Genomic DNA, 22,575 nt, shown 5'->3' with positions numbered 1-22,575 from the left:
GCCCGACGGGGTGATTCGACATCAAGGTTTCGCTTTGTTCATGAAGCGGAAGAACTCGCTGCTCGGGTCGAGGACCAGAACGTCGTTCTTGCTGCTGAAGCTTTCACGGTAGGCATTCAGGCTACGGTAGAACGCGTAGAAGTCCTGATCCTGGCCGTAGGCCTTGGCGTAGATCGCCGCCGCCTGGGCATCACCGTCACCGCGGGTCTCTTCCGACTCGCGATAGGCTTCTGCCAGCAGTACACGGCGTTGGCGATCAGCGTCGGCACGAATGCCTTCGGCCAGCTCGTTACCCTTGGCGCGGTGCTCGCGGGCTTCACGCTCACGCTCGGTGCTCATCCGCTCGAACACGCTGCGGTTCACTTCCTTCGGCAGGTCGATGGCCTTGACGCGAACGTCGACCACTTCGATACCGAGCTCTTTCTCCGCCATGCGGTTCAGCGAGCCAGTGATGTCCGCCATCAGCGCATCGCGCTCACCGGAAACCACTTCGTGCAGGGTGCGCTTGCCGAACTGGTCACGCAGGCCGCTTTCCAGACGACGGGACAGACGCTCGTCGGCGATCTGCTTCATGCCGGAAGTCGCGGTGTAGAAGCGCTCGGCATCCTTCACCCGCCATTTGGCATAGGCGTCGACCATCACCGCTTTCTTCTCCAGGGTCAGGAACCGCTGGGTCGGGGCGTCGAGGGTCATCAAGCGAGCGTCGAACTTGCGCACCTGGTTGACGTAGGGAATCTTCAACCGCAGGCCAGGCTGGACATCCGCCTCGACCACCTTACCGAATTGCAGGAGTACCGCGCGTTCGGTCTGCGACACGATGTAGAAGCTGTTCCAGGCCACAATGGCCAGGACCACGCCGACAATCAGGGCGATCAGCGATTTATTGCTCATCAGCGGCTCTCCCTGGTGCGCACTTGCTGCTGTTGCTGTTGCAGATCCACGGCACGGGCGGCGTCATTGACCGAAGTCGCGGATACGCTGCCGACCGGCGCGCCGGCATTGCGGCTGCTGTCGACCATCTTGTCCAGTGGCAGGTAGAGCAGGTTGTTCTGCCCGTCCTTGCCGCTCACCAGCACCTTGCTGGTGTTGCTGTAGACCGCTTGCATGGTCTCCAGGTACAGACGCTCGCGGGTGACCTCAGGGGCCTTGCGATACTCGGTGACCAGCTTGGTGAAGCGGTCGGCCTCACCCTTGGCACGGGAGATCACTTCGTCGCGATAACCGTTGGCGTCCTCGATGATGCGCTGCGCCTGACCGCGGGCCTCCGGCACCACGCCGTTGGCGTAGGACTCGGCCTGGTTGCGGGCACGTTGCTCGTCTTCACGGGCGCGGATCACGTCGTCGAAGGCTTCCTGCACTTCACGCGGGGCTGCCGCGCTCTGTACGTTGACCTGGGTGACGGAGATACCGGTACGGTAGGTATCGAGGAAGCGCTGCAGACGCTCCTTGATTTCGACAGCCATCTGTTCACGGCCTTCGGTCAGTACCTTGTCCATCGAGGTCGAACCGACCACGTGGCGCAGGGCGCTGTCGGTGGCGTGTTGCAGGCTGACCTCAGGCTGGTCGACGTTCAGCACGAAGTCCTGCAGGTTGCTGATCTTGTACTGCACGGTCAGCGGCACCTCGACGATGTTCTCGTCCTCGGTCAGCATCTGGCCCTGCTTGGTATAGGCACGCTCGCGCGTGACGTTTTCCATGTACTTGCGGTCGATCGGCGGGAAGTAGATGTTCAGGCCCGGACCTACGGTTTCGTAGTACTTGCCGAAACGCAGCACGACGGCTTGCTCCTGCTCGTCCACCACGTAGACCGCGCTGTACAGCCAGATGGCCGCCAATACGGCGAGGCCAAGGCCAAGCAGGCCAAAACCGCCACCTTTGGGAAGGCTGTCACCGCCACCACGTTTCTTGCCACTGCCGAACATGCCGTTCAGGCTATCCTGCAGCTTGCGGAAGGCCTCGTCGAGATCCGGAGGGCCTTTCTTGTCGCCGCCACCACCACCGCCGCGGCGCCCACCCCAGGGATCCTGATTGTTCGAGTTGCCACCCGGCTCATTCCAAGCCATAGCGCTCTCCATCTGATAAAGCAAAGACGCGCCAACGGCGCGCCGTCCAATGCTACAGAATGCCTGTCACGGCTGCCTGACCGCGTCGCCAGGCTTTTATTGCAAAGTGTGTTGCTCGATGAACTCGACCGGCTCCAGCCCCTCGCGCGCCACCAGGCGGTTGAAATCGGCTCGCGGCAAACGCACCGCCAGCAGGCTGCTGCCTTCTTCGTCGTGTTCTTCGTTCTGCACGGCCCCCGCCGCAAAGAATTGCGCACGCAAACGCGCGTAACGCTGCTCCAGGCGCAAGGTACCGATGAACAGGTCATCCCCCAGCAATTCGGCAATCGCCTGCCCCACCAGCTCCAGACCGCGACCCTCGCGGGCCGAAACCCATACTCGCTCAGGCTTGCCGTCGGCATTGCGTTGAATATGTGGCTCAATGCCTTCAAGCAGATCGAGTTTGTTATACACCTCGAGGATCGGCAAGCCTTCGGCACCGATCTCGCCGAGTACCGCCATCACCTGTTCGATCTGCGCCATGCGCTCGGGCTCATGGGCGTCGATCACATGCAGCAGCAGGTCGGAGTTGCTCGACTCTTCGAGCGTAGCCCGAAAAGCTTCGACCAGCTTGTGCGGCAGGTGACGAATGAAGCCCACGGTATCCGCCAGCACGATCGGCCCGATATCGCTCAGTTCGAGACGGCGCAAGGTCGGGTCGAGGGTGGCGAAGAGCTGGTCGGCGGCATAGACCTCGGAGGAAGTCAGCGCATTGAAGAGCGTCGATTTGCCGGCGTTGGTGTAGCCCACCAGTGAAACCGAAGGTACGTCGGCGCGTTTGCGACCACGCCGTGCCTGTTCGCGCTGACTGCGCACCTTGTCCAGGCGCGCCTTGATCTGACGCAGGCGCACACGCAACAGGCGGCGGTCGGTTTCCAGCTGGGTTTCACCCGGGCCGCGCAGACCGATACCGCCTTTCTGCCGCTCAAGGTGAGTCCAGCCGCGAACCAGACGCGTGCTCATGTGTTCAAGCTGCGCCAGCTCGACCTGCAGCTTGCCTTCGTGAGTCCGCGCGCGCTGGGCGAAGATGTCGAGAATCAGGCCGGTACGGTCAAGCACGCGACACTCGAAAACACGTTCGAGGTTGCGTTCCTGACTGGGCGTGAGGGTGTGATTGAAAATCACCAGGTCGGCCTCTTCGGCCTTGACCAGATCGCGCAGCTCCTCGACCTTGCCGCTGCCAATCAGAAACTTGGCAGTGGGCTGGTGTCGCGCCACATTGGCGAGCGCAACGATATCGGCGCCGGCCGACAAGGCCAGCTCCTGGAACTCCTGTGGGTCTTCGCGCGCCTCAGGGCTCTGACCTTCCAGATGAACGAGAACGGCTCGCTCACCACCACCGTGGCGCTCAAAGAACAAAGGAGACTCCTATCAGGCGTTACCTGGCTCAGCGTCGCCGTGATCGGCATCAGCTGCGCTAGGCAGACGGATTGGACGGACCGGTACGACGGTCGAGATCGCGTGCTTGTAGACCATCTGGCTGACGGTGTTCTTCAGCAGGATGACGAACTGGTCGAAGGACTCGATGGTGCCTTGCAGCTTGATGCCGTTGACCAGATAGATGGAAACCCCGACTTTTTCTTTTCTCAAAGTGTTCAAGTAAGGGTCTTGTAGCGAATGCCCTTTTGACATATGCCGCACTCCTGTAAGGATCAATAGTAAAAAAACAAGAAAACTGATGGCTAACGCCGCCCCACCCCCAAGGATAGACGGCAATTGCGGGATTCAGCCCAATATGGAGACGCTCCCGAGGTATTTCAAGGTGCGAGACAGATTGTCGCAAGCCAGGCTGTCCAACCAATGGAGATCGGCCCAACTGCGCAACCAGGTAAACTGCCGCTTCGCCAACTGGCGGGTGGCAATGATGCCGCGCTCCTGCATTTCAACTGAAGTCAGCTTGCCATCAAGATGATCCCAGACCTGACGATAACCCACCGCCCGTATAGACGGCAGCCCTGCGTGCAAGTCACTTCTCGCGCGCAGCAATCGGACCTCGTCAATGAAGCCCTGTTCCAGCATTTGCGTGAATCTTAGTGCAATTCGCTCATGCAGAACCTGTCGGTCCTGCGGGGCGATGGCCAGGCTGGCGACAGTATAGGGCAATTGACCCTGGCCAGAAGGGTCAGTGCTACTACTTTGCTCAGCTTGACGCAAACGATGTGAAGTCATCGTTAAACCGCTCACTCGATACACTTCGAGCGCACGGATCAAACGCTGTGGATCATTCGGATGGATACGCGCCGCCGACACCGGATCGACCGCAGCCAACTCGTCATGCAGCGCCTGCCACCCCTGTTGCTGTGCCTGGGCCTCCAGCTCGGCACGAACCAGCGGGTCCGCCGCCGGCATGTCCGCCAGGCCTTCCAGCAGCGCCTTGTAATAGAGCATGGTGCCGCCCACCAGCAGCGGGATCTTGCCGCGCGCGGTGATCTCGGCCATGGCCTCGAGGGCATCACGGCGGAAGTCCGCCGCCGAATAGCTCTGCGCCGGGTCGAGGATGTCGACCAGCCGATGGGGGTAAGCCGCGAGAATCTCCTTCGACGGCTTGGCCGTACCAATGTCCATGCCGCGATAGATCAGCGCCGAGTCGACACTGATCAGCTCGCAGGGCAGCACTTTGGTGAGCTCGATGGCCAGGTCGGTCTTGCCCGCCGCGGTCGGGCCCATCAGAAAGATCGCAGGAGGTTTCGACAACGCCATTTCAACGACCGCGCAGGAACAGTTTGTCCAGGTCATCCAGGCCCATCTGGGTCCAGGTCGGACGACCATGGTTGCATTGGCCGCTGCGCTCGGTGTTTTCCATGTCGCGCAGCAGGCCGTTCATTTCCGGGATGGCCAGGCGCCGGTTGGCGCGCACCGCGCCGTGGCAGGCCATGGTGCCGAGCAACTCGTTGAGGTGCGCCTGGATGCGGTCGCTGGTGCCATATTCCATCAGGTCGGCGAGCACGTCCTGAACCAGGCGATTGGCCTCGGCCTGCTTGAGCAGCGCCGGGATCTGCCGGATCGCCAGGGTTTCCGGGCCCAGGCGCTGCAATTCGAAGCCCAGGCGCTGGAACCACTGCGCATGTTCTTCCGCGCAATCGGCTTCGCGCTGGCTCAGGGCCAGGGATTCCGGCACCAGCAACGGCTGGCCGCTCAATCCCTCGCTGGCCATGGCGATCTTCAGGCGCTCGTACATGATCCGCTCATGAGCGGCATGCATATCCACCAGCACCAGGCCATGGGCGTTCTCGGCGAGGATATAGATGCCTTTCAACTGGGCGAGGGCGTAGCCCAGTGGCGGGATATCGCGCTCGCTTTCCGGCAACGGCGCCGGTTGTGCGGTGGTCAGCGGCGAATAGAACTCGCGATAGACCTCGCGCACCTCCTCCACCGGACCGCTGGGTGTCGGTCGCGGAGTGTATTGGTACTGATACCCACCACCACCCGAGGGGCTTGCCGACGGCGCGGCAAGGGGCTGTTCGAGCACTGCGGCAGACAGACGCATCTCGCCCTGCGGCCCGAATTCGCCGGCCTGCAAGCCGGTCGGCCGAGTGATTTCCTCGGTCGCCGCCGGTGCGGCCAACTGGTCGTCCGGACGCACATCCGCCAACGCCCGGTGCAGGGTACCGTAGAGGAAGTCATGCACCATGCGCCCTTCGCGGAAGCGCACTTCATGCTTGGTCGGGTGAACGTTGACGTCGACCCCGGTCGGATCGAGTTCAAGGAACAGCACGAAGGTCGGATGCCGACCATTGAACAAGACGTCACGGTAAGCCTGGCGCACCGCGTGGGCGACCAGCTTGTCGCGCACCGCGCGGCCATTGACGAAGAAATACTGCAGGTCCGCCTGGCTGCGGGAGAACGTCGGCAAGCCGACCCAGCCCCACAGGCGCAGGCCATTGCGCTCGATCTCGATCGGCAGCGCTTGTTCGAGAAAGCCCGGCCCGCAGATCGCGCCGACGCGCCGCGCCCGGGAAACCTCGTCCGGCGCCTCGTGCAGGCTGAGAATGCTCTTGCCGTTGTGACGCAGATGGAACGCCACATCGAAGCGCGCCAGCGCCAGGCGCCGGATCACTTCCTGAAGATGATCGAACTCGGTCTTTTCGGTCTTGAGAAACTTGCGCCGCGCCGGGGTATTGAAGAACAGGTCGCGCACTTCCACCGAGGTGCCCACCGGATGGGCTGCGGGCTGAACATGCGAGGTCATGTCGCGGCCTTCGGTCTCCACCTGCCAGGCCTGCTGGGCATCGCGAGTCCGCGAGGTCAGGGTCAGGCGCGCCACCGAACTGATCGACGCCAGCGCCTCGCCGCGAAAGCCCAGGCTCATCACCCGCTCCAGGTCTTCGAGGTCGCGGATCTTGCTGGTGGCATGGCGGGCCAGGGCCAGGGGCAGGTCGTCGGAGGCGATACCACTACCGTCGTCGCGCACCTTGAGCAGCTTGACCCCGCCCTGCTCCACTTCCACGTCGATGCGCCGGGCCCCGGAGTCGAGGCTGTTTTCCAGCAATTCCTTGATCACCGACGCCGGACGCTCGACCACTTCGCCCGCGGCGATCTGGTTGGCGAGGCGCGGACTGAGCAATTCGATACGCGAAGCAGAACTCATGGCTGCGCTGCCAGGGTAGTAGCGGGAATATCAAGGTTCTGCCCGACCTTCAGCTCATCGCTCTTCAGGCTGTTGCTGCTGCGCAGGCTGGCGACGCTGACGTTGTAGCGCACGGCGATCATCGCCAGGGTCTCGCCAGGGCGCACGGTGTGCTCGCGCGGCCCCTGGGCGATCTTGCCGTTGTCGCGCAGCCAGGCGATGTAGGTGCCCGGTGGCGGGTTCTGCTGGAAGAACTGCTTCACGCCGCTGTGGATCGAGCGAGCCAGGGATTGCTGGTGGCTTGGCGTAGCCAGCTTGGCGGCCTCGGCGGCGTTGGAGATAAAGCCGGTTTCCACCAGGATCGACGGGATGTCCGGCGACTTCAGCACCATGAACCCGGCCTGCTCGACGCGCCGTTTGTGCAGCGAAGTCACCCGACCGATGTTGCCCAGCACCTTCTGCCCGACGTTGAGGCTGGAGCTGAGCGAGGCGGTCATCGACAGGTCGAGGAGCACGCCGGCAAGCATGCGGTCCTTGTCATCGAGGCTGACGTTGCCGGCACCACCAATCAGGTCGGAGCGGTTTTCGCTGTCGGCCAGCCAGCGCGCGGTCTCGGAAGTAGCGCCGCGATCGGACAAGGCGAATACCGAGGCACCGAAGGCCGCCTTGGACGGCGCGGCGTCGGCGTGGATCGAGATGAACAGGTCGGCGCCCTTCTTGCGGGCGATCTCGGTGCGTTTGCGCAGCGGGATGAAGTAGTCGCCGGTCCGGGTCAGTTCGGCTCGGAAGCCCTTCTCGGTATTGATCTGGCGCTGCAGCTCCTTGGCGATCTGCAGGACGATGTCCTTCTCGTGCTGGCCGCGGGAACCGGAAGCACCCGGGTCTTCACCGCCGTGACCGGCGTCGATGGCGATGACGATATCGCGCTTGCCGTTCGGCACCGGGGTCAGCTTGATCGCCGGCTGTGCAGGCGTGACCGGTACCGCCGGAGGCGTCGGGGCAGTGGCGGCCGGAGTAGGTGGCGGCGTCGATGCGGCGACGGCGTCGGCCTCCTGGTCATACAGGTCGACCACCAGGCGGTTGCCGTACTGGGCGTTGGGCGCAAGGGTGAAGCTCTTCGGGGTGACCGCCTTGTTCAGGTCGACCACCACACGCAGATCGGTGGGGGTGCGCTGCGCCGAGCGCACCGCAGTGATCGGGGTGTTCGAGGTGGACGCGGTCAGCGGCGCAGCCAGGGTCGCGCCATTGATGTCGATGACGAGGCGATCCGGGGCGGTCAGGGTGAAGACGCTGTGCTCCACCGGCCCGGAGAGGTCGAAGACCAGTCGCGTGTTGTCCGGCGCCCGCCACAGACGCATGCTCTTGACCTGCGTGGCAGCCAAAGCCTCAACGGTTACTGCCGTGAGCAGCAGTCCTACGACGGCAACCAGTGCGCGAAAGCGCATACCTTTCCCCATTTCTATTTGAATTCCACGGCCAAAGCGGCACACCAGGCTTCACCGCGAGCACCTTGCGGCGACAGGCTCAACGACCGGCCGCCCGCCTGGGGGCTTATGGTAATGGTCAGGTCCGGCTTTGGCAAAATGCCCTCACCCTTGTCCGGCCACTCGAACAGGCACAGCGCGTCACCCTCGAAATAGTCGCGAATCCCCATGAACTCCAGCTCTTCCGGATCGACCAGACGATAAAGGTCGAAGTGAAAGGCTCGGACTTCACCAATCTCGTAGGGTTCCACAACTGTAAATGTAGGACTTTTCACCGCACCGGTATGCCCGAGGCCACGGATGATGCCTCGGGACAGCGTGGTCTTGCCCGCACCGAGGTCACCTTCGAGAAAAATCACACCATGGCCTTGGGTCACCTGGGCGACACGCGCACCGAAGTTGACCATGGCCTGCTCATCGGCCAGAAACAGGGTTATGCCTGACACGCTGAATGCTCCTCCAACAACTGACGAATAGACGGGACCAGATCATGGGCCGCCAGCCCGCGGCCCTGGTCGCCCAGGCGCTCTCCGGCGCAGGCATGCAACCAGACCCCGAGGCAGGCGGCATCCCAGGCATTCATGTCCTGGGCCAACAGCGCGCCGAGCACTCCGCTCAGCACATCGCCCAACCCGGCGCCGGCCATGGCGGGATGACCGCGCTTGCACAGGGCCAGACGCCCCTGGGGATCGGCGACCAGGGTGCCGGCGCCCTTGAGCACGCACACCGCCGCATACTTGCGCGCCAGTTTGCGCGCCGCGCCAGGGCGATCGGCCTGCACCGCCTCGGTGGAAATGCCCAGCAGGCGCGCGGCTTCACCGGGATGCGGGGTAATGATGCTGCCGCGGACAAGGGCCATCGGAGACGACGCCAGCAGGTTCAGGGCATCGGCATCCCAGATCTGCGGCAGACTCGAACTGGCCACCGCCGACAGCAAGCTACGCCCCCACGCCGCCTGACCCAGCCCCGGCCCGACCACCAGCACCGAAGCGCGCTCGATCGGCGCCATCAGCTGGTTGGCGGAATGCACACCCAGGCTCATGACCTCGGGCAAGCGCGCCAGGGCCGCTGGCACATGCTCGAGGCGACTGGCCAGGGACACCAACCCGGCCCCGCAGCGCAATGCCGCTTCCGCACCGAGCAGCACGGCACCGCCGGTGCCACGGTCGCCACCAACCAAAAGAACATGGCCGAACTGTCCCTTGTGGGCATTGAACGGACGTGCGGGCAGCGCCGCCAGGGCATCGCGGGTGAGCACCAAGGGCTCGTGGGAGGGGTGTTTGGTCTGAGGCATGCGTCGTTCGGCTCCGATGTCTGGCAGAATTATACGCACCTGTCCTTTTATTGCCCTATTTCGCATGTCCGCCTCCTCCATCGATCTCCCCGCCCTCGCCCAGTCCATCAAGGATTGGGGGCGCGAACTGGGTTTTGCCCATGTCGGCATCGCCGGCGTGGAGCTGGCCGAGCACGAACAGCACCTCGAACGCTGGCTGGCGGCCGGTTACCACGGCGAGATGGACTATATGGGCGCCCACGGCAGCAAGCGCTCGCACCCCGACGAACTGGTGCCCGGCACGGTGCGGGTGGTCTCGTTGCGCATGGACTACCTGCCCGGAGACACGCAGATGGCCCAGCGCCTGGCCCAGCCGGAGCAGGCCTACATCTCCCGCTACGCCCTCGGTCGCGATTACCACAAGCTGGTGCGCAAGCGCGTGCAGCACCTGGCCGAGCGCATCCAGAAGGAAATCGGCCCGTTCGGCTTCCGCGCCTTCGTCGACAGCGCCCCGGTACTGGAAAAGGCCATCGCCGAACAGGCCGGTCTCGGCTGGATCGGCAAGAACACCCTGCTGCTCAACCGCAAGGCCGGCAGTTACTTCTTCCTCAGCGAGCTGTTCGTCGATCTGCCGCTGCCGGTGGATGAAGCCCAGGCCACCGAGCATTGCGGGCGTTGCAGCGCCTGCCTGGATATCTGCCCGACCAAGGCCTTCGTCGGCCCTTATGTGCTGGACGCACGGCGCTGCATTTCCTACCTGACCATCGAACTGAAGAACGCCATTCCCGAAGAACTGCGGGCCATGATCGGCAACCGCGTGTTCGGCTGCGACGACTGCCAGATCGTCTGTCCGTGGAACCGCTTTGCCAAGGAGACTGCGGAAAACGACTTCAAGCCACGCCACGGCCTCGATAATGCTGGCCTGGCGGAACTGTTCATGTGGGACGAAGAGCGCTTCCTCGCCAGCACCGAGGGATCGCCGCTAAGGCGCGCCGGCTATGAGCGCTGGCTGCGCAACCTGGCGGTCGGGCTGGGCAATGCGCCTTCCACCGTGCCGGTACTGGAAGCCCTCAACGCCCGCCGGGACTATCCCTCGGAACTGGTCCGCGAGCATGTGGAATGGGCACTCAGGCAGCACGCCGAGCGTCAGTGCTCGTCGTTGTAGTGAAACTTGGGCATTTCCCAGTGGAAACGGATCGCCAGCAGGCGCAGCAGGAAGCCGCCGAACAGGGTGATCAGGATCGACTGTTCGGCCGGTAGCTTCAGGTAGATGCAGCCCATGTAGCACCAGGCGGCAGCGAAGGACACGCTGGCATACAGTTCGCGGCGGAACACCAAGGGAATGTCGTTGCAGAAGATATCCCGCAGGATGCCGCCGAACACCCCGGTCACCACACCGCTGATGGACGCCACCAGCATGCTGTGCCCGAGTTCGAGGGCGGTCATGCAGCCAATCAGGGTGAAGGCCACCAGCCCCAGCGCGTCGAGCACCAGGAACAGCGAGCGCAGATGGCGCATGAGCGGCGCGATGAAGATGGTCAGCAACGCGGCGACACTGGTCAGCACCAGGTATTCCGGATGTTTGACCCAGGTCAGCGGGTAATGCCCCAGCAGCACGTCACGTACCGAGCCGCCACCCAGCGCGGTGACGCAGGCGATCAGCACCACGCCGAACCAGTCCATGCCGCGACGACCGGCAGACAGCGCGCCGGTCATGGCTTCGGCGGTGATCGCGATGAGGTAGAGCATCAACAGCATGGTGCGGGTCCTGGCAGAAAGGCGCGCAGTCTAACCAGTTGCTGCTGGCACCAAAAGGGGGCACAAGACTTCTAGTGATGCTGATGGCCTCATCGCTGGCAATCGGATCGCCGCCCGGCCGGCTCCCACAAGGTCCAGAGGTGCATAAAATCCCTGTGGGAGCCGGCGTTGCCGGCGATGAGGCCGGATGCAACAACTCAGAACTTGATGAAATGCTCGCGATAATGACGCAGCTCGGCGATCGACTCGCGGATATCGTCCAGCGCCAGGTGGGTGCTGCCCTTCTTGAAGCTGTCCTTCACTTCCGGCGCCCAGCGGCCGGCCAGTTCCTTCAGGGTCGAGACGTCCAGGTTGCGGTAGTGGAAGTAGTTTTCCAGCGAGCGCATGTGGCGATAGAGGAAGCGGCGGTCCTGGCAGATGCTGTTGCCGCAGATCGGCGACTTGCCCTTCGGCACCCACTGTTCGAGGAAAGCGATGGTCTGCGCCTCGGCCTCGGCCATATCGATGCGGCTTTCGCGTACCCGCTGGGTCAGGCCGGAGGCGCCGTGGGTACGGGTGTTCCAGTCATCCATGCGGGCCAGCACTTCGTCGCTGTGATGGATGGCGATCACCGGACCTTCGGCCAGGGTGTTGAGGTCGCTGTCGGTGACGATGGTCGCCATCTCGATGATGACGTCGTGGTCAGGGTCCAGACCGGTCATTTCCAGGTCGATCCAGATCAGATTCTGTGGGTTTTGCATAAGTCGGACTCCTCGGTAGGTGCGCAGTTTAGCCTAGTGGAGCGTGCTAAACTCGACGCCGTTTCAACATCCCTGCTTTAAATCGACGAGACATTCATGGCCAAACGCCAGCTCAACCGCCGCCAGAACTGGCGCATCGAAAAAATCCAGGAAGAACGCGCCGCCCGTGCGGCCAAACGCGAGGAGCGCGCCCTGGAGGTGCTCGAAGGCGGCGACCTGGGGCCAGAACAGACCGGCCTGGTGATCGCCCATTTCGGTGTGCAGGTGGAAGTCGAGGCCGATGATGGCCAGGAAGCCGGCCAGGTATTCCGCTGCCATCTGCGCGCCAACCTCCCGGCGCTGGTGACCGGCGACCGCGTGGTCTGGCGCGCGGGCAACCAGGGCATCGGCGTGATCGTCGCGCAACTGCCGCGCAGCACCGAACTGTGCCGCCCCGACAGCCGCGGCCAGCTCAAGCCGGTAGCAGCCAACGTCGACCTGATCGTGATCGTCTTCGCCCCGGCCCCGGAGCCCCACGCCAACCTGATCGATCGCTACTTGGTCGCCGCCGAGCACGCTGGCATCCGCCCCCTGCTGCTGCTGAACAAGGCCGACCTGATCGATGACGACAACGCTCCGGCCCTGAACGCCCTGCTGGCGGTGTACCGGCAACTGGGTTATCCACTGCTGGAAGTTTCGGCACACCACGGCAACGGCATGGAACAGCTGCAAGCGATGCTCGACGGCCATATCAGCGTATTCGTCGGTCAGTCGGGGGTCGGCAAGTCGTCGCTGGTCAACAGCCTGCTGCCGGACGTGCAGACCCGGGTCGGCGAACTGTCGGAGTGGTCCGGCCAGGGCCAGCACACCACCACCACCGCACGCCTGTACCACTTCCCCGGCGGCGGCGAGCTGATCGACTCCCCCGGTATCCGCGAATTCGGCCTGGTGCACGTCAGCCGTGACGATGTCGAGGCAGGTTTCATCGAGTTCACCGACCTGCTCGGCACCTGCCGCTTCCGCGACTGCAAGCACGACCGCGAGCCGGGCTGCGCACTGCTCAAGGCCCTGGAAGACGGGCGCATCCAGCAGCAGCGGATGAACAGCTACCGCTCGATCATCGCCAGCCTGCCGCAGGATACCTACTGATCGAGAGGGCGGTCGGCCTCGCCCGAGGCGGCCGCCAGTAGGACGTGTCTGTAGGACACGTCATACGGATATGTAGGACATTTCTTTGTTTTTGGGCATCTATTGCCGGGCTGAAGGAATTCACTGATCGTCGCCGCTTTCACCAGAAAGGACGCCTCGTGATGCCTGTATTCATCAGCTACCGCCACCCTGACCGCCTCGACGCGTTCGTGATCAACGAACGGCTCAAGCTCGAAGGCATCAATACCTGCCTCGAACTGTTCGACCCTCAGGCCCAGCAGACCACCGACGACATCTGCACGCTGTTCAACACCAACATCAACGCCTGCACCCACATGATCACAGTGCTCGGCCAGGGCGGCGTGGATGAGTGGTGGATTCCCTTCAGCCTCGGCAGTGCGACCCAACTGAACCGTCGCCTGGCCTTCTACCAGTGCGAAGGCAGCCTGCCCGGCTACCTGGAGCGCTGGCCGACCCTGACCCGGCGCGAACACATCGACCTGTTCGTCAGCGCTTACCACGACGAGCACACCTTCCGCCGCGCCATCAGCAAGGACGCCGCCGAGACCAACCGCAACAACGCCGAGTTTTTCCACACCGATCTCAAGGCCCGCGTACGCCGCGGCTTCTGAGAAAAACAAAACGCCCGCCTGGATGACTCCAGGCGGGCGTTTTTCCTGCAAGCGTGCTTACTGCTGCTTGCCTGGCTCGTCCATCTTCAACGTACCGTCCTCGAAGATGTTCAGCTTCTGGCGCAATTCCTGAGGCTGCATCGGCTCCGGCTCGGGCTGCGGCGCCGCTGCACCCGGCGCGGCAGGCGCCGCCGGGGTGCCATCCGGGTTGGTCGCAGGGGCCGGGTTGTCCGGCGTCGACTGCTCACCTTCGATGGCGCGCTGGGCCCGCTTGGTCAGCACCACGATATCGATGCGGCGGTTCACCGGGTTCAGCGGATGCTCGCGATCGAACAGCGACGACGAGGCATAACCCACCACCCGCGCCACCTGGCCGTCCGGATAACCACCGGCGACCAGCGCACGCCGCGCGGCGTTGGCGCGGTTGGCCGAGAGCTCCCAGTTGCCGAACTCGCCGCTGCCGGCATATGGCTTGGCGTCGGTATGGCCACTGACGCTGATCTTGTTCGGCACCGTCTTGATGGTGTCGGCCATGGCCAGCAGGATGTCTTCGAAATAGGGCTTCAGGCGCGCGCTGCCGAGGTCGAACATCGGCCGGTTCTCGGCGTCGACGATCTGAATGCGCAAGCCATCCTGGGTGATTTCGAAGAGGATCTGGTCCTTGAACTTCTGCAGCTCGGGGCTCTGCTCGACCTTGTTCTGCAGCTCCTGCAGGACTAGCTCAAGGCGCTCGCGCTCCACCTGCTCGGCCAGGTTCTCGGCCTGCTCGGGGCTGACGATGCTGCTTTCCGGCGTCGGCTCGGCCTTCTGCTCGGGGTTGATGGTCTTTTCCGGCGCCAGCTCGGGGGAGCCACCCAGGTCGATGATGTACGGCGTACCGCTTTCGGAGAACCCGATCGGGTCCTTGAAATAGCCGGCGATGGCGATCTTCTGTTCCGGTGTGGCCGTGGACAGCAACCAGAGCACCAGGAAGAACGCCATCATCGCCGTGGCGAAGTCGGCGAAGGCGATCTTCCACGCACCACCATGATGGCCGCCGCCGAAGCGCTTGACGCGCTTGATGATAATCGGCTGATTATTTTCCATGGATCAGCGACCGCGGACTGCTTGTTCCAGCTCGGCAAAGCTCGGGCGGTGCTTCGGATACAGCACCTTGCGCCCGAATTCGACCGCCAGCGACGGCGGCATGCCCGAGGCCGAAGCCACCAGGGAAGCCTTGATCGCTTCGTAGGTGTTCAGCTCTTCCTTGGCATCGTGGGCCAGGGAGTTGGCCAGCGGACCGAAGAAGCCGTAGGCCGCGAGAATACCGAAGAAGGTACCGACCAGTGCCGCACCTACGTGCAGACCGATGGATTTCTGGTCGCCGTCGCCGAGGGAAGCCATGGTCACCACGATACCCAGTACCGCCGCGACGATACCGAAGCCGGGCATGCCGTCGGCGATACCGGTCACCGCATGGGAGGGATGCTCCAGCTCTTCCTTAAGGCTCAGCAACTCCATGTCGAACAGGCCTTCCAGCTCATGGGGTGCCATGTTGCCGGTGGACATGATGCGCAGGTAGTCACAGATGAACGCGGTCATGCGTTCATCCTTCAACACCGCCGGGTACTTGGCGAAGATCGGGCTGGCTGCGGCATCCTCGATGTCGCCCTCGATCGCCATCATGCCTTCGCGACGGCTCTTGTTGAGAATCTCGTAGACCAGGCCGAGCACTTCTATATAGAAGGCATGGGAAAAGCGGCTGCTGAACATGCTCAGCGACTTTTTCACCACGTGCATGGTCATATAGCCAGGGTTGGCCTGCAGGAACGCACCGAATGCGGCACCACCGATGATCAGCACCTCGAAAGGCTGGATCAGGGCCGCGATCTTGCCGTGGGAGAGAACATATCCGCCTAGCACGCTCGCGAATACGACAATGATGCCGATAATTTTAGCCATAGATAGAAAGCACTTACTGTCGGGGTCTTGGGTGAGGACGGAAGTTAGTAAATCTCTTCTTCTACTTATCGGCAGTTCTGCGCCAGACTATAGCCAGTCAAGGCGAAAAGCCAGCTTGGCCCACTTCCAGCATGCCTAGTGAAACCATCGTGCCAACTACGAATCCGAAGACTCTCGACGCCTGGATCAAACTACTGGACAGCACCCACCTGCCGGTGCCCAGCCACAGCCACGACCGGGTCAAAACCGCGATCGCGGACAGTCGCCGCTCGCTGCGCGACATTGCCGAAGTCATGCAGGATAGTCCGGCTTTGGTACTAAGCGTAATGCGCGAGGCGAATCGGCATACCCACACCACCATCGCCGAGCCCGCCGAGAACCTCGAAGTGGCCCTCAACCGTCTCGGCCTGGCGCGCGCCGATGCCCTGATGGAACGCCTGACCAGCGCCCCCATCGAACAGATTCCCCTGGCCCTGCGCCAGTTGCAGATGATCAGCCAGCACGCCAGCCAACAGGCCAGCGGCCTGTTCGCCAGCCGCCTGGCGCGGCTCTGGCAGGACATCCACTGGGGCAGCCTGCTGTTCCTTTCCCCGCTGTGGCCATTGGCCCTGACCCACCCGCAACTGCTCGAAGAATGGGAAGTGCGCGTGGTGCACCGCGGCGAGCCAGCACCCAAAGTCGAACGCGAACTGTTCGGCGTGCGCCTGCTGCGCCTGTGCCAGGCCCTCGCCGAGTTCTGGCGCCTGCCGACCTGGGTCACCCAGGGTTATCGCCTGCTGCTGGAAGAACGCCGCTCGCTGGCCAAGGTCATGCACATCGCCCGCGACCACAAGAGCCCGCTGCGCCAGCAACAAAAGCTGGACGCCGACCCGGAACTGCGTCGCTGGCTGAACCACCCGGCCAATACCGTGATGCTGGCCAACGGCGTGGCCCTGGCATCGCAGCATGCCTGGACCGGTGCGCACATCCGCCGCTGGCAACGCTTGATCAGCCTGTACCTGCAAGCACCGCTGGAAGATGTCCAGGTGCAGAACCACCAGCAGGCCGCGGTCAGTGCGCGCAAGCATGCGCTGGAGGGCGTGTTCCATCCGGCGCAGATGCTGCTCTGGCCCGCAAATGCCCGCTACATTCCCCGCGGCATGCAACAGGCGACCACCCCCGACACCAAGGCCCTGGGCGACTGGCGCAAGTACTGCGCCGAACTGCTCAGCGAGCCGAGCCCGTTCTCCAACGCCATGCACCTGACCAGCTACGCCCGCGAAGCCTTGCAGGCCTGCGGGATGAAACGGGTGCTGCTGTTGATGAGCGACAAGACGCAAAGCTACCTGCGCGTGCACCAACTGGCCGGACTGCCGCAACAGGCCGCCAACCTCACCGTGCCGGTGGAACAAAGCAAGCTGCTGCAACGACTGCTCACACAATCCGCGCAGTTGCGCCTGACCCCACAGAACCACGCCCAGTTCTCCGCCTTGCTGCCCGGTAGCCTGCGCGTGCTGTTCCGCGGCGAACACCTGCTGCTGCGCTCGCTGTCGAACAACGGCAAGGTGATCATGCTGCTGATGGCCGACCAGGGTGGCGGCCCCTTCTCCGAAATCAGCGTGCAGGCCTTCGCCAAGACCGCGCAGTGCCTGGAGCGCGCCCTCGCCACCTTCAGCAACCGCGGCGCCTGACCCTGCGCTACAATCGCCCCCCTCTGTTCCGCTCTGGAGTTTCTGGATGACTGACTTTTCTGGCTTGCCCCTGGTGATCGAACCGGCAGACCTGCAGGCGCGCCTCGACTCGCCGGAGTTGATCCTGGTCGACCTGACCAGCGTCAATCGCTACGGCAGCGGCCATATTCCCGGTGCCCGCTTCGTCGATCCCAAGCGCACGCAACTGGGTCAGCCACCGGCACCAGGCCTGGCACCGGCCAAGACCGAGCTGGAAAAACTCTTCGCCGAACTGGGCCATCGCGCCGATGCCACCTACGTGGTCTACGACGATGAAGGCGGCGGCTGGGCCGGCCGCTTCATCTGGCTGCTCGATGTCATCGGCCACAAGCGCTACCACTACCTCAATGGTGGCGTGCAGGCCTGGCCAGCCAACCTGCTGAGCACCGAAGTCCCGGCCAATGCCACGGCAGCGGTCAACCTGGTGCTGCACGACGAGCCCACCGCCACCCGCGAATACCTGCAAAGCCGCCTCGGCGCCGCCGACCTGGCGATCTGGGACGCGCGCAGCCCCGGCGAATACCGCGGCGAGAAAGTCCTCGCCGCCAAGGGCGGACACATCCCTGGCGCGGTCAACTTCGAGTGGACCGCCGGCATGGACCTGAACGACGCGCTGCGCATCCGCAAGGACATGCCGCAGATCCTCGAACAGCTCGGCATCAGCAAGGACAAGGAAGTGGTCACCCACTGCCAGACTCACCACCGCTCGGGCTTCACCTACCTGGTGGCCAAGCACCTGGGCTACCCACGGGTCAAGGCGTACGCCGGCTCCTGGGGCGAATGGGGCAACCATCCGGACACGCCCGTCGAAGTTTAAGGAAACCCAATGAAATCCCGTTTGTTCATCATCAGCCAGTACCTGCTGCCCCATCACCTGCTCTCGCGCCTGGCCGGCTGCATCGCCGAATGCCGCGTGCGCTGGTTCAAGAACGCCTTCACCGCCTGGTTCGCCAAGCGCTACCAGGTCGACATGTCCCAGGCCCTGGTGGAAGACCTGACTGCCTACGAGCACTTCAACGACTTCTTCACCCGCGCCCTGAAGCCGGGTGCCCGCCCGCTCGACGAGACGCCGGGGGCGATCCTCTGCCCGGCCGACGGTGCCATCAGCCAGCTGGGCCCGATCGAGCACGGCCGCATCTTCCAGGCCAAGGGCCACAGCTACAGCGCCCAGGAACTGCTTGGCGGCGACCCGGCCAATGCAGCACCGTTCATGGGCGGCGAATTCGCCACCGTGTACCTGTCGCCAAAGGACTACCACCGCGTGCACATGCCGCTGGCCGGTACCCTGCGTGAAATGATCTACGTGCCTGGCCGCCTGTTCTCGGTGAACCAGACCACCGCGGAAAACGTCCCGGAACTGTTCGCCCGCAACGAACGCGTGGTGTGCCTGTTCGATACCGAGCGCGGGCCGATGGCCGTGGTGCTGGTGGGTGCGATGATCGTCGCCTCGATCGAGACGGTCTGGGCCGGCCTGGTCACCCCGCCGAAGCGCGAGCTGAAAACCTTCCGCTACGACGAAGCCTCGCGTGCGCCGATCCATCTGGAGAAGGGTGCGGAACTGGGCCGCTTCAAGCTGGGCTCCACCGCCATCGTGCTGTTCGGGCCGGAGCAGGTGAAGTGGGGCGAGAATCTCGGTGCCGGTTCGCCAGTCACCATGGGTCAGGGCATGGCCCTGCCGGTCGCAGCGCAAGCCTGATCCCCGCAACGCAAACCGCCCCCGATGCAGGGGGCGGTTCTTCAGCCTGGCGCCTTACTCCAGATGACTGCGGAAGCCGATCGGGCCTTCGTTGTCATAGGTGTTGGTGCCATCAAGGCTCTTGCCGCCATCGTTCGACTTGACGCTCAGGGCAACCACGCTCTGGTTGTCACGGCCGCCAATGACCCATTCGCCACCCGGATGCCACGGAGCGTCGTTGCCGCCCCACTGGTTCTGGACTTCGTAGCGGTTCTGGGCGACACGCTTGGCCTTGAAGCCGATCGGACCTTCGCCCGAATAGGTCATCTGGCCTTTGAAGGTCACACCGCCGTCACCGGAACGGATATCGATGGCCACGACCTTCTGGTTATCCCGCGCACCCAGCTGCCAGGTTCCACCCGGATGCCACGGTGCACTGTTACCACCCCATTGGTTCTGAACTGCGTACTTGTTGTTCGCCATGAACTTCATCTCCTTGAAGTTGCTGGTGGGGACCGGCCAGTTTCCAGACCGGCCGTGCGGCCCTGGGAACGGACCGCACGCGAGCAAGCCTAGCCGCCTCGCAAAGAACGCCAGGGAACAAGGGACGAATGGTTAGAACCGTTCGCTCTAATCAGGCATTGCCTTCGCGATCACGCATGCCCAGCAGGTAGAGCACACCATCGAGGCCCAGGGTGGAGATCGCCTGCTTGGCCGACTGGCGCACCAGCGGCTTGGCGCGGAACGCCACGCCCAGGCCAGCAATGCCGAGCATCGGCAGGTCGTTGGCGCCATCGCCGACAGCGATGGTCTGCTCCATCTGCAAGCCTTCCTTGCGCGCCAGTTCGGTCAGCAGGTCGGCCTTGCGCTGTGCATCGACGATCGGCTCGATGGCAACGCCGGTGCACTTGCCATCGACCACTTCCAGTTCGTTGGCGAACACATAGTCGATGCCCAGCTTGGCTTGCAGTTGCTTGGCGAAGTAGGTGAAGCCGCCGGAGAGAATGGCGGTCTTGTAGCCCAGGCGCTTGAGCTCGGCGAACAGGGTCTCGGCGCCTTCGGTCAGGCGCAGCGAGGCACCGATTTCGTCCAGCACGCTGACGTCCAGGCCCTTGAGCAGCGCCAAGCGCTCCTTGAAGCTGGCGCGGAAGTCCAGCTCGCCGCGCATGGCGCGCTCGGTGATTTCCGAAACCTGCTCGCCGACGCCGGCGGCCTTGGCCAGTTCGTCGATCACTTCGGCTTCGATCAGGGTCGAGTCCATGTCGAACACCGCCAGGCGACGGTTACGGCGGAACAGCGAGTCCTGCTGGAAGGCGATATCCACACCCAGCTCCTGGGCGACGCTGAGGAACTCGGCACGCAGGGCCTGCGGGTCAGCCGGCTCGCCGCGCACGGAAAACTCGATGCAGCCCTTGCTCTGCTCCACCGGGGTATCCAGCGCAACGCGACCGGACAGACGGTCGATATGATCGATGTTCAGCCCGTACTTGGCAGTGATGGAGCTGACCCGTTGCAGTTGCTCGGCGGTCACCTTGCGGGTCAGCAGGGTCACGATATGGCGCGGCTTGCCCTGGTTGGCCACCCAGTTGCGGTAGTCGTCTTCCGACACCGGGGTGAAGCGCACCTGCTGGTTCAGTTCGTAGCCGGTGAACAGCAGGTCCTTGAGTACCGAGGAGCCCTGTTCCGTACCGGGAATCTCGACCAGGATGCCGAACGACAGGGTGTCGTGGATCACCGCCTGGCCAATATCGAGGATATTCACACCGCCACGGGCCAGAACGCCGGTAATGGCCGCGGTCAGACCCGGACGGTCCTCACCGGTGATGTTGATCAAGACGATTTCGCGCAAGACGAGCTCCAGGACGTGCAAAAAATGCGCATTCTACCGCCTTTTACGGACCATCGGGCGCAGTCGATGCTTTGCCGTCCCGAGGCCGCTCGCTATACTGCGCAGCAATTTCTCCGTCATAAAGAGCCGCGCTCAGTGAACCGGCCCACGCCCGTCAAAACCGACAACTTCTTCCTGCTGATCTTCCGTGCCCTGCGTCAGCGTCGCGTGCCACTGGCACTGCGCATCGCCTGCCACAACGTCTTCCTGGTTGCCCTGGCGCTGGTGATCTATGCCTGCGTGATGGGTTTGCAGTTCAAGGAAGCCATGCACGAGCAGGCCGACGCCCTGGGCCAGAGCCTGACCACCCAGACCGCGACCTCGGCCACCGAGCTGCTGGTGTCCAACGACATCCTCAGCCTCAACGTGCTGCTCGGCAACCTGGTGAAGAACCCGCTGGTGGCCCACGCCGCCATCTACAGCGTCGACAACCGCATCCTCGCCGAAGCCGGCCAGCGTCCGAAGAACAGCCTGCTGGGCGAGGCCGAAGGCCTGTACCAGACCAAGATCACCTTCCAGGACGTCACCGCCGGGCAACTGCGCATCAGCCTGGACATGAGCCAGTTCCAGCAGCCGATGACCATCAGCCTGCAGAGCATGGGCATCCTCGCCGGCATCCTGCTGGCCCTGGCACTGACCATGAGCCTGCGCCTCGGCCGCTACATCTCCACGCCGCTGCTGCAACTGCGGGTGTGGCTGCGCGACCTCGACGAATACACCCCGGCCACCGAGCGCCAGGACGAGATCGGCGACCTTGCGCGCCAGTTGCACTCGCGTTTCGCCCCGCCACCGAAGCCGGTCGAGCCGGAACCGGAGATCGAGGGCGGTTTCGAGGAAGAAGACGCCGAACCGTTCGAGGTCCGCGACCTGCGGGATCCGGACTTCGACGAGGCACCTGCGGTGGTGCGCGCGCCCAAGCGCGTGGTGGAAGCCGAAGAAGACGAGGACGACGACGCCTTCGCCGACCTGCGTGATGATGTGGCCCCGGCTGCTGCCCCGCTCGCCGCCAAGCCTGCCGCACCGCGTGAACCGACGAAAAGCGCCGTGCTTGCCGTACAACTGGGCTCCCAGGAGCAACTGCGGCGCCTGCCCCGCACCCGCCTGACCGAGCTGCTGGAACGCTATCGCGACTGCCTGGAGCAAGCCGCTTCGCTGTATGAAGGCGAAGTGCAGACGCTCAACGACGGCAGCACCCTGCTGCTGTTCCACAGCCAGGACAGCGGCGAAGACTACCTGACCAATGCCATCTGCTGCGGCGAGCTGTTGCGCGCCCTGGGCCATGCCTTGCAAGTGGAGGTGGCCGACAGTGGCATCACCCTGCAACTGCAATTGGGCCTGGCCCTGGGTGAAGACCTGAATGGCCTGAGCCAGATCGACCTGCTGCTGACCGAAAAGGCCCAGGACGCCCTGGCGCTGTCGCAACACAGCCGCAACTTGCTGCTGGTGGAGCGCAAGATCAGCGATGACGCCCTGATCCGCCAGCGTGCGCGGATTCGCCCGATTGCCAGCCCTGAAGGTGCTTGCTGCGTAGAGCGGTTGATGGAGCCCTATCCGTCGATGCTGGAGCGCCAACTGGCGCGGATGCATGAGCGGCAGGTGAAAAGCTGAGGGTTGTAGTGCTGCTGATAGCCTCATCGCTGGCAACGCCAGCTCCCACAGTGACCGTGGACACCACTGA

General features: G+C 63.7%; 22 protein-coding genes. 7 read left to right on the top strand and 15 right to left on the bottom strand.

The genetic code is table 11. The features are described from left to right. Nucleotides 1-21: 21 nt before the first annotated feature. The 9 genes from hflC to ACODSK_RS04805 form a co-directional block, all read right to left on the bottom strand. Nucleotides 22-891 carry a protease modulator HflC gene (gene hflC, locus ACODSK_RS04845; protein ID WP_489014234.1) on the bottom strand — a complete coding sequence of 290 codons (870 nt, stop codon included), beginning with the start codon at nucleotides 889-891 and terminating at the stop codon, nucleotides 22-24. Further along, nucleotides 891-2,063, bottom strand: coding sequence for an FtsH protease activity modulator HflK (hflK, locus tag ACODSK_RS04840; RefSeq protein ID WP_489014232.1), 1,173 nt, complete (start codon nucleotides 2,061-2,063; stop codon nucleotides 891-893). Before hflK ends, hflC begins: the two co-directional genes overlap by 1 nt. Before the next feature lie 96 nt (nucleotides 2,064-2,159). Beyond that, nucleotides 2,160-3,461 (bottom strand): ribosome rescue GTPase HflX, encoded by a 1,302-nt coding sequence (hflX, locus tag ACODSK_RS04835; protein ID WP_489014231.1) that lies wholly within the window; start codon nucleotides 3,459-3,461, stop codon nucleotides 2,160-2,162. 12 nt (nucleotides 3,462-3,473) lie between these two features. Then, nucleotides 3,474-3,734: an RNA chaperone Hfq gene (gene hfq, locus ACODSK_RS04830; RefSeq protein WP_009399549.1), complete on the bottom strand. Its 261-nt coding sequence runs from the start codon at nucleotides 3,732-3,734 to the stop codon at nucleotides 3,474-3,476. 93 nt (nucleotides 3,735-3,827) lie between these two features. Then, a complete protein-coding gene (gene miaA, locus ACODSK_RS04825) occupies nucleotides 3,828-4,802 on the bottom strand; it encodes a tRNA (adenosine(37)-N6)-dimethylallyltransferase MiaA (protein WP_489014296.1) in 975 nt (324 codons plus the stop codon). A gap of 1 nt (nucleotide 4,803) precedes the next feature. After that, a complete protein-coding gene (mutL, locus tag ACODSK_RS04820; RefSeq protein ID WP_489014229.1) occupies nucleotides 4,804-6,690 on the bottom strand; it encodes a DNA mismatch repair endonuclease MutL in 1,887 nt (628 codons plus the stop codon). Then, nucleotides 6,687-8,126, bottom strand: coding sequence for an N-acetylmuramoyl-L-alanine amidase (locus tag ACODSK_RS04815; RefSeq protein ID WP_489014228.1), 1,440 nt, complete (start codon nucleotides 8,124-8,126; stop codon nucleotides 6,687-6,689). The genes mutL and ACODSK_RS04815 overlap by 4 nt, the downstream gene beginning before the upstream one ends. A 2-nt stretch (nucleotides 8,127-8,128) precedes the next feature. Continuing rightward, entirely contained in the window at nucleotides 8,129-8,599 is a 471-nt protein-coding gene (tsaE, locus tag ACODSK_RS04810) for a tRNA (adenosine(37)-N6)-threonylcarbamoyltransferase complex ATPase subunit type 1 TsaE (protein WP_489014226.1), read from the bottom strand. Continuing rightward, a complete protein-coding gene (locus ACODSK_RS04805; RefSeq protein WP_489014225.1) occupies nucleotides 8,587-9,447 on the bottom strand; it encodes an NAD(P)H-hydrate dehydratase in 861 nt (286 codons plus the stop codon). Before ACODSK_RS04805 ends, tsaE begins: the two co-directional genes overlap by 13 nt. A gap of 64 nt (nucleotides 9,448-9,511) precedes the next feature. Here ACODSK_RS04805 and queG point away from each other — a divergent pair, with 64 nt between their 5' ends. Further along, the gene (gene queG, locus ACODSK_RS04800) at nucleotides 9,512-10,591 is read left to right on the top strand and encodes a tRNA epoxyqueuosine(34) reductase QueG (RefSeq protein WP_489014224.1); all 1,080 of its coding nucleotides are present in this window, start codon (nucleotides 9,512-9,514) and stop codon (nucleotides 10,589-10,591) included. Here the strand turns inward: queG and ACODSK_RS04795 are convergent. Next, nucleotides 10,573-11,184, bottom strand: coding sequence for a trimeric intracellular cation channel family protein (locus tag ACODSK_RS04795; protein WP_489014222.1), 612 nt, complete (start codon nucleotides 11,182-11,184; stop codon nucleotides 10,573-10,575). The genes queG and ACODSK_RS04795 overlap by 19 nt on opposite strands. A 197-nt stretch (nucleotides 11,185-11,381) precedes the next feature. Further along, on the bottom strand, nucleotides 11,382-11,924 hold the full coding sequence (orn, locus tag ACODSK_RS04790; protein ID WP_489014220.1) for an oligoribonuclease: 543 nt from the start codon (nucleotides 11,922-11,924) through the stop codon (nucleotides 11,382-11,384). 96 nt (nucleotides 11,925-12,020) lie between these two features. Between orn and rsgA the strand changes: the two genes are divergently transcribed. Together rsgA and ACODSK_RS04780 are read left to right on the top strand one after the other, a co-directional pair. After that, nucleotides 12,021-13,052 (top strand): small ribosomal subunit biogenesis GTPase RsgA, encoded by a 1,032-nt coding sequence (gene rsgA / locus ACODSK_RS04785; protein WP_489014219.1) that lies wholly within the window; start codon nucleotides 12,021-12,023, stop codon nucleotides 13,050-13,052. 161 nt (nucleotides 13,053-13,213) lie between these two features. Continuing rightward, nucleotides 13,214-13,684 (top strand): TIR domain-containing protein, encoded by a 471-nt coding sequence (locus tag ACODSK_RS04780; RefSeq protein ID WP_489014218.1) that lies wholly within the window; start codon nucleotides 13,214-13,216, stop codon nucleotides 13,682-13,684. Nucleotides 13,685-13,741: 57 nt separating this feature from the next. Here ACODSK_RS04780 and motB read toward each other — a convergent pair whose 3' ends face one another. Continuing rightward, entirely contained in the window at nucleotides 13,742-14,770 is a 1,029-nt protein-coding gene (gene motB, locus ACODSK_RS04775; protein ID WP_489014216.1) for a flagellar motor protein MotB, read from the bottom strand. 3 nt (nucleotides 14,771-14,773) lie between these two features. After that, entirely contained in the window at nucleotides 14,774-15,625 is an 852-nt protein-coding gene (gene motA / locus ACODSK_RS04770; RefSeq protein WP_042120313.1) for a flagellar motor stator protein MotA, read from the bottom strand. A gap of 131 nt (nucleotides 15,626-15,756) precedes the next feature. Between motA and ACODSK_RS04765 the strand changes: the two genes are divergently transcribed. The 3 genes from ACODSK_RS04765 to asd are packed head-to-tail and all read left to right on the top strand — an operon-like array spanning nucleotide 15,757 to nucleotide 19,030. Further along, complete coding sequence (locus tag ACODSK_RS04765) at nucleotides 15,757-17,295, top strand: HDOD domain-containing protein (RefSeq protein ID WP_489014214.1); 1,539 nt, start codon at nucleotides 15,757-15,759, stop codon at nucleotides 17,293-17,295. Between the two features lie 46 nt (nucleotides 17,296-17,341). After that, nucleotides 17,342-18,151: a rhodanese-like domain-containing protein gene (locus ACODSK_RS04760; protein ID WP_489014213.1), complete on the top strand. Its 810-nt coding sequence runs from the start codon at nucleotides 17,342-17,344 to the stop codon at nucleotides 18,149-18,151. Between the two features lie 9 nt (nucleotides 18,152-18,160). Further along, on the top strand, nucleotides 18,161-19,030 hold the full coding sequence (asd, locus tag ACODSK_RS04755) for an archaetidylserine decarboxylase (protein ID WP_489014212.1): 870 nt from the start codon (nucleotides 18,161-18,163) through the stop codon (nucleotides 19,028-19,030). A gap of 54 nt (nucleotides 19,031-19,084) precedes the next feature. Here asd and ACODSK_RS04750 read toward each other — a convergent pair whose 3' ends face one another. Both ACODSK_RS04750 and serB read right to left on the bottom strand, forming a co-directional pair. Further along, nucleotides 19,085-19,492, bottom strand: a complete 408-nt coding sequence (locus ACODSK_RS04750) for a lectin OAA family protein (RefSeq protein ID WP_489014210.1) — start codon at nucleotides 19,490-19,492, stop codon at nucleotides 19,085-19,087. A 151-nt stretch (nucleotides 19,493-19,643) separates the two neighbouring features. Next, complete coding sequence (gene serB / locus ACODSK_RS04745) at nucleotides 19,644-20,858, bottom strand: phosphoserine phosphatase SerB (RefSeq protein WP_489014209.1); 1,215 nt, start codon at nucleotides 20,856-20,858, stop codon at nucleotides 19,644-19,646. A gap of 135 nt (nucleotides 20,859-20,993) precedes the next feature. On the opposite strand from serB, the gene ACODSK_RS04740 reads away from it, so the two are divergent. Beyond that, on the top strand, nucleotides 20,994-22,505 hold the full coding sequence (locus tag ACODSK_RS04740; protein WP_489014208.1) for a histidine kinase: 1,512 nt from the start codon (nucleotides 20,994-20,996) through the stop codon (nucleotides 22,503-22,505). The last annotated feature ends 70 nt before the right edge of the window (nucleotides 22,506-22,575 follow it).

The organism is Pseudomonas sp. FG98, assembly GCF_057808595.1.
Note: the sequence above shows the minus strand (reverse complement) of the source record. Positions and strands in the feature narration are given on the sequence as shown.

Excerpts from the sequence above, each read along its gene's own strand:
- queG (WP_489014224.1), top strand. The coding sequence starts at position 9,512 with ATGTCCGCCTCCTCCATCGATCTCCCCGCCCTCGCCCAGTCCATCAAG.
- ACODSK_RS04780 (WP_489014218.1), top strand. The coding sequence starts at position 13,214 with ATGCCTGTATTCATCAGCTACCGCCACCCTGACCGCCTCGACGCGTTC.
- rsgA (WP_489014219.1), top strand. The coding sequence starts at position 12,021 with ATGGCCAAACGCCAGCTCAACCGCCGCCAGAACTGGCGCATCGAAAAA.
- ACODSK_RS04805 (WP_489014225.1), bottom strand. The coding sequence starts at position 9,447 with ATGCCTCAGACCAAACACCCCTCCCACGAGCCCTTGGTGCTCACCCGC.
- ACODSK_RS04815 (WP_489014228.1), bottom strand. The coding sequence starts at position 8,126 with ATGGGGAAAGGTATGCGCTTTCGCGCACTGGTTGCCGTCGTAGGACTG.
- hfq (WP_009399549.1), bottom strand. The coding sequence starts at position 3,734 with ATGTCAAAAGGGCATTCGCTACAAGACCCTTACTTGAACACTTTGAGA.
- ACODSK_RS04760 (WP_489014213.1), top strand. The coding sequence starts at position 17,342 with ATGACTGACTTTTCTGGCTTGCCCCTGGTGATCGAACCGGCAGACCTG.
- orn (WP_489014220.1), bottom strand. The coding sequence starts at position 11,924 with ATGCAAAACCCACAGAATCTGATCTGGATCGACCTGGAAATGACCGGT.
- asd (WP_489014212.1), top strand. The coding sequence starts at position 18,161 with ATGAAATCCCGTTTGTTCATCATCAGCCAGTACCTGCTGCCCCATCAC.
- ACODSK_RS04795 (WP_489014222.1), bottom strand. The coding sequence starts at position 11,184 with ATGCTGTTGATGCTCTACCTCATCGCGATCACCGCCGAAGCCATGACC.
- ACODSK_RS04765 (WP_489014214.1), top strand. The coding sequence starts at position 15,757 with ATGCCTAGTGAAACCATCGTGCCAACTACGAATCCGAAGACTCTCGAC.
- ACODSK_RS04750 (WP_489014210.1), bottom strand. The coding sequence starts at position 19,492 with ATGGCGAACAACAAGTACGCAGTTCAGAACCAATGGGGTGGTAACAGT.
- mutL (WP_489014229.1), bottom strand. The coding sequence starts at position 6,690 with ATGAGTTCTGCTTCGCGTATCGAATTGCTCAGTCCGCGCCTCGCCAAC.
- hflC (WP_489014234.1), bottom strand. The coding sequence starts at position 891 with ATGAGCAATAAATCGCTGATCGCCCTGATTGTCGGCGTGGTCCTGGCC.
- miaA (WP_489014296.1), bottom strand. The coding sequence starts at position 4,802 with ATGGCGTTGTCGAAACCTCCTGCGATCTTTCTGATGGGCCCGACCGCG.
- hflK (WP_489014232.1), bottom strand. The coding sequence starts at position 2,063 with ATGGCTTGGAATGAGCCGGGTGGCAACTCGAACAATCAGGATCCCTGG.
- motA (WP_042120313.1), bottom strand. The coding sequence starts at position 15,625 with ATGGCTAAAATTATCGGCATCATTGTCGTATTCGCGAGCGTGCTAGGC.
- motB (WP_489014216.1), bottom strand. The coding sequence starts at position 14,770 with ATGGAAAATAATCAGCCGATTATCATCAAGCGCGTCAAGCGCTTCGGC.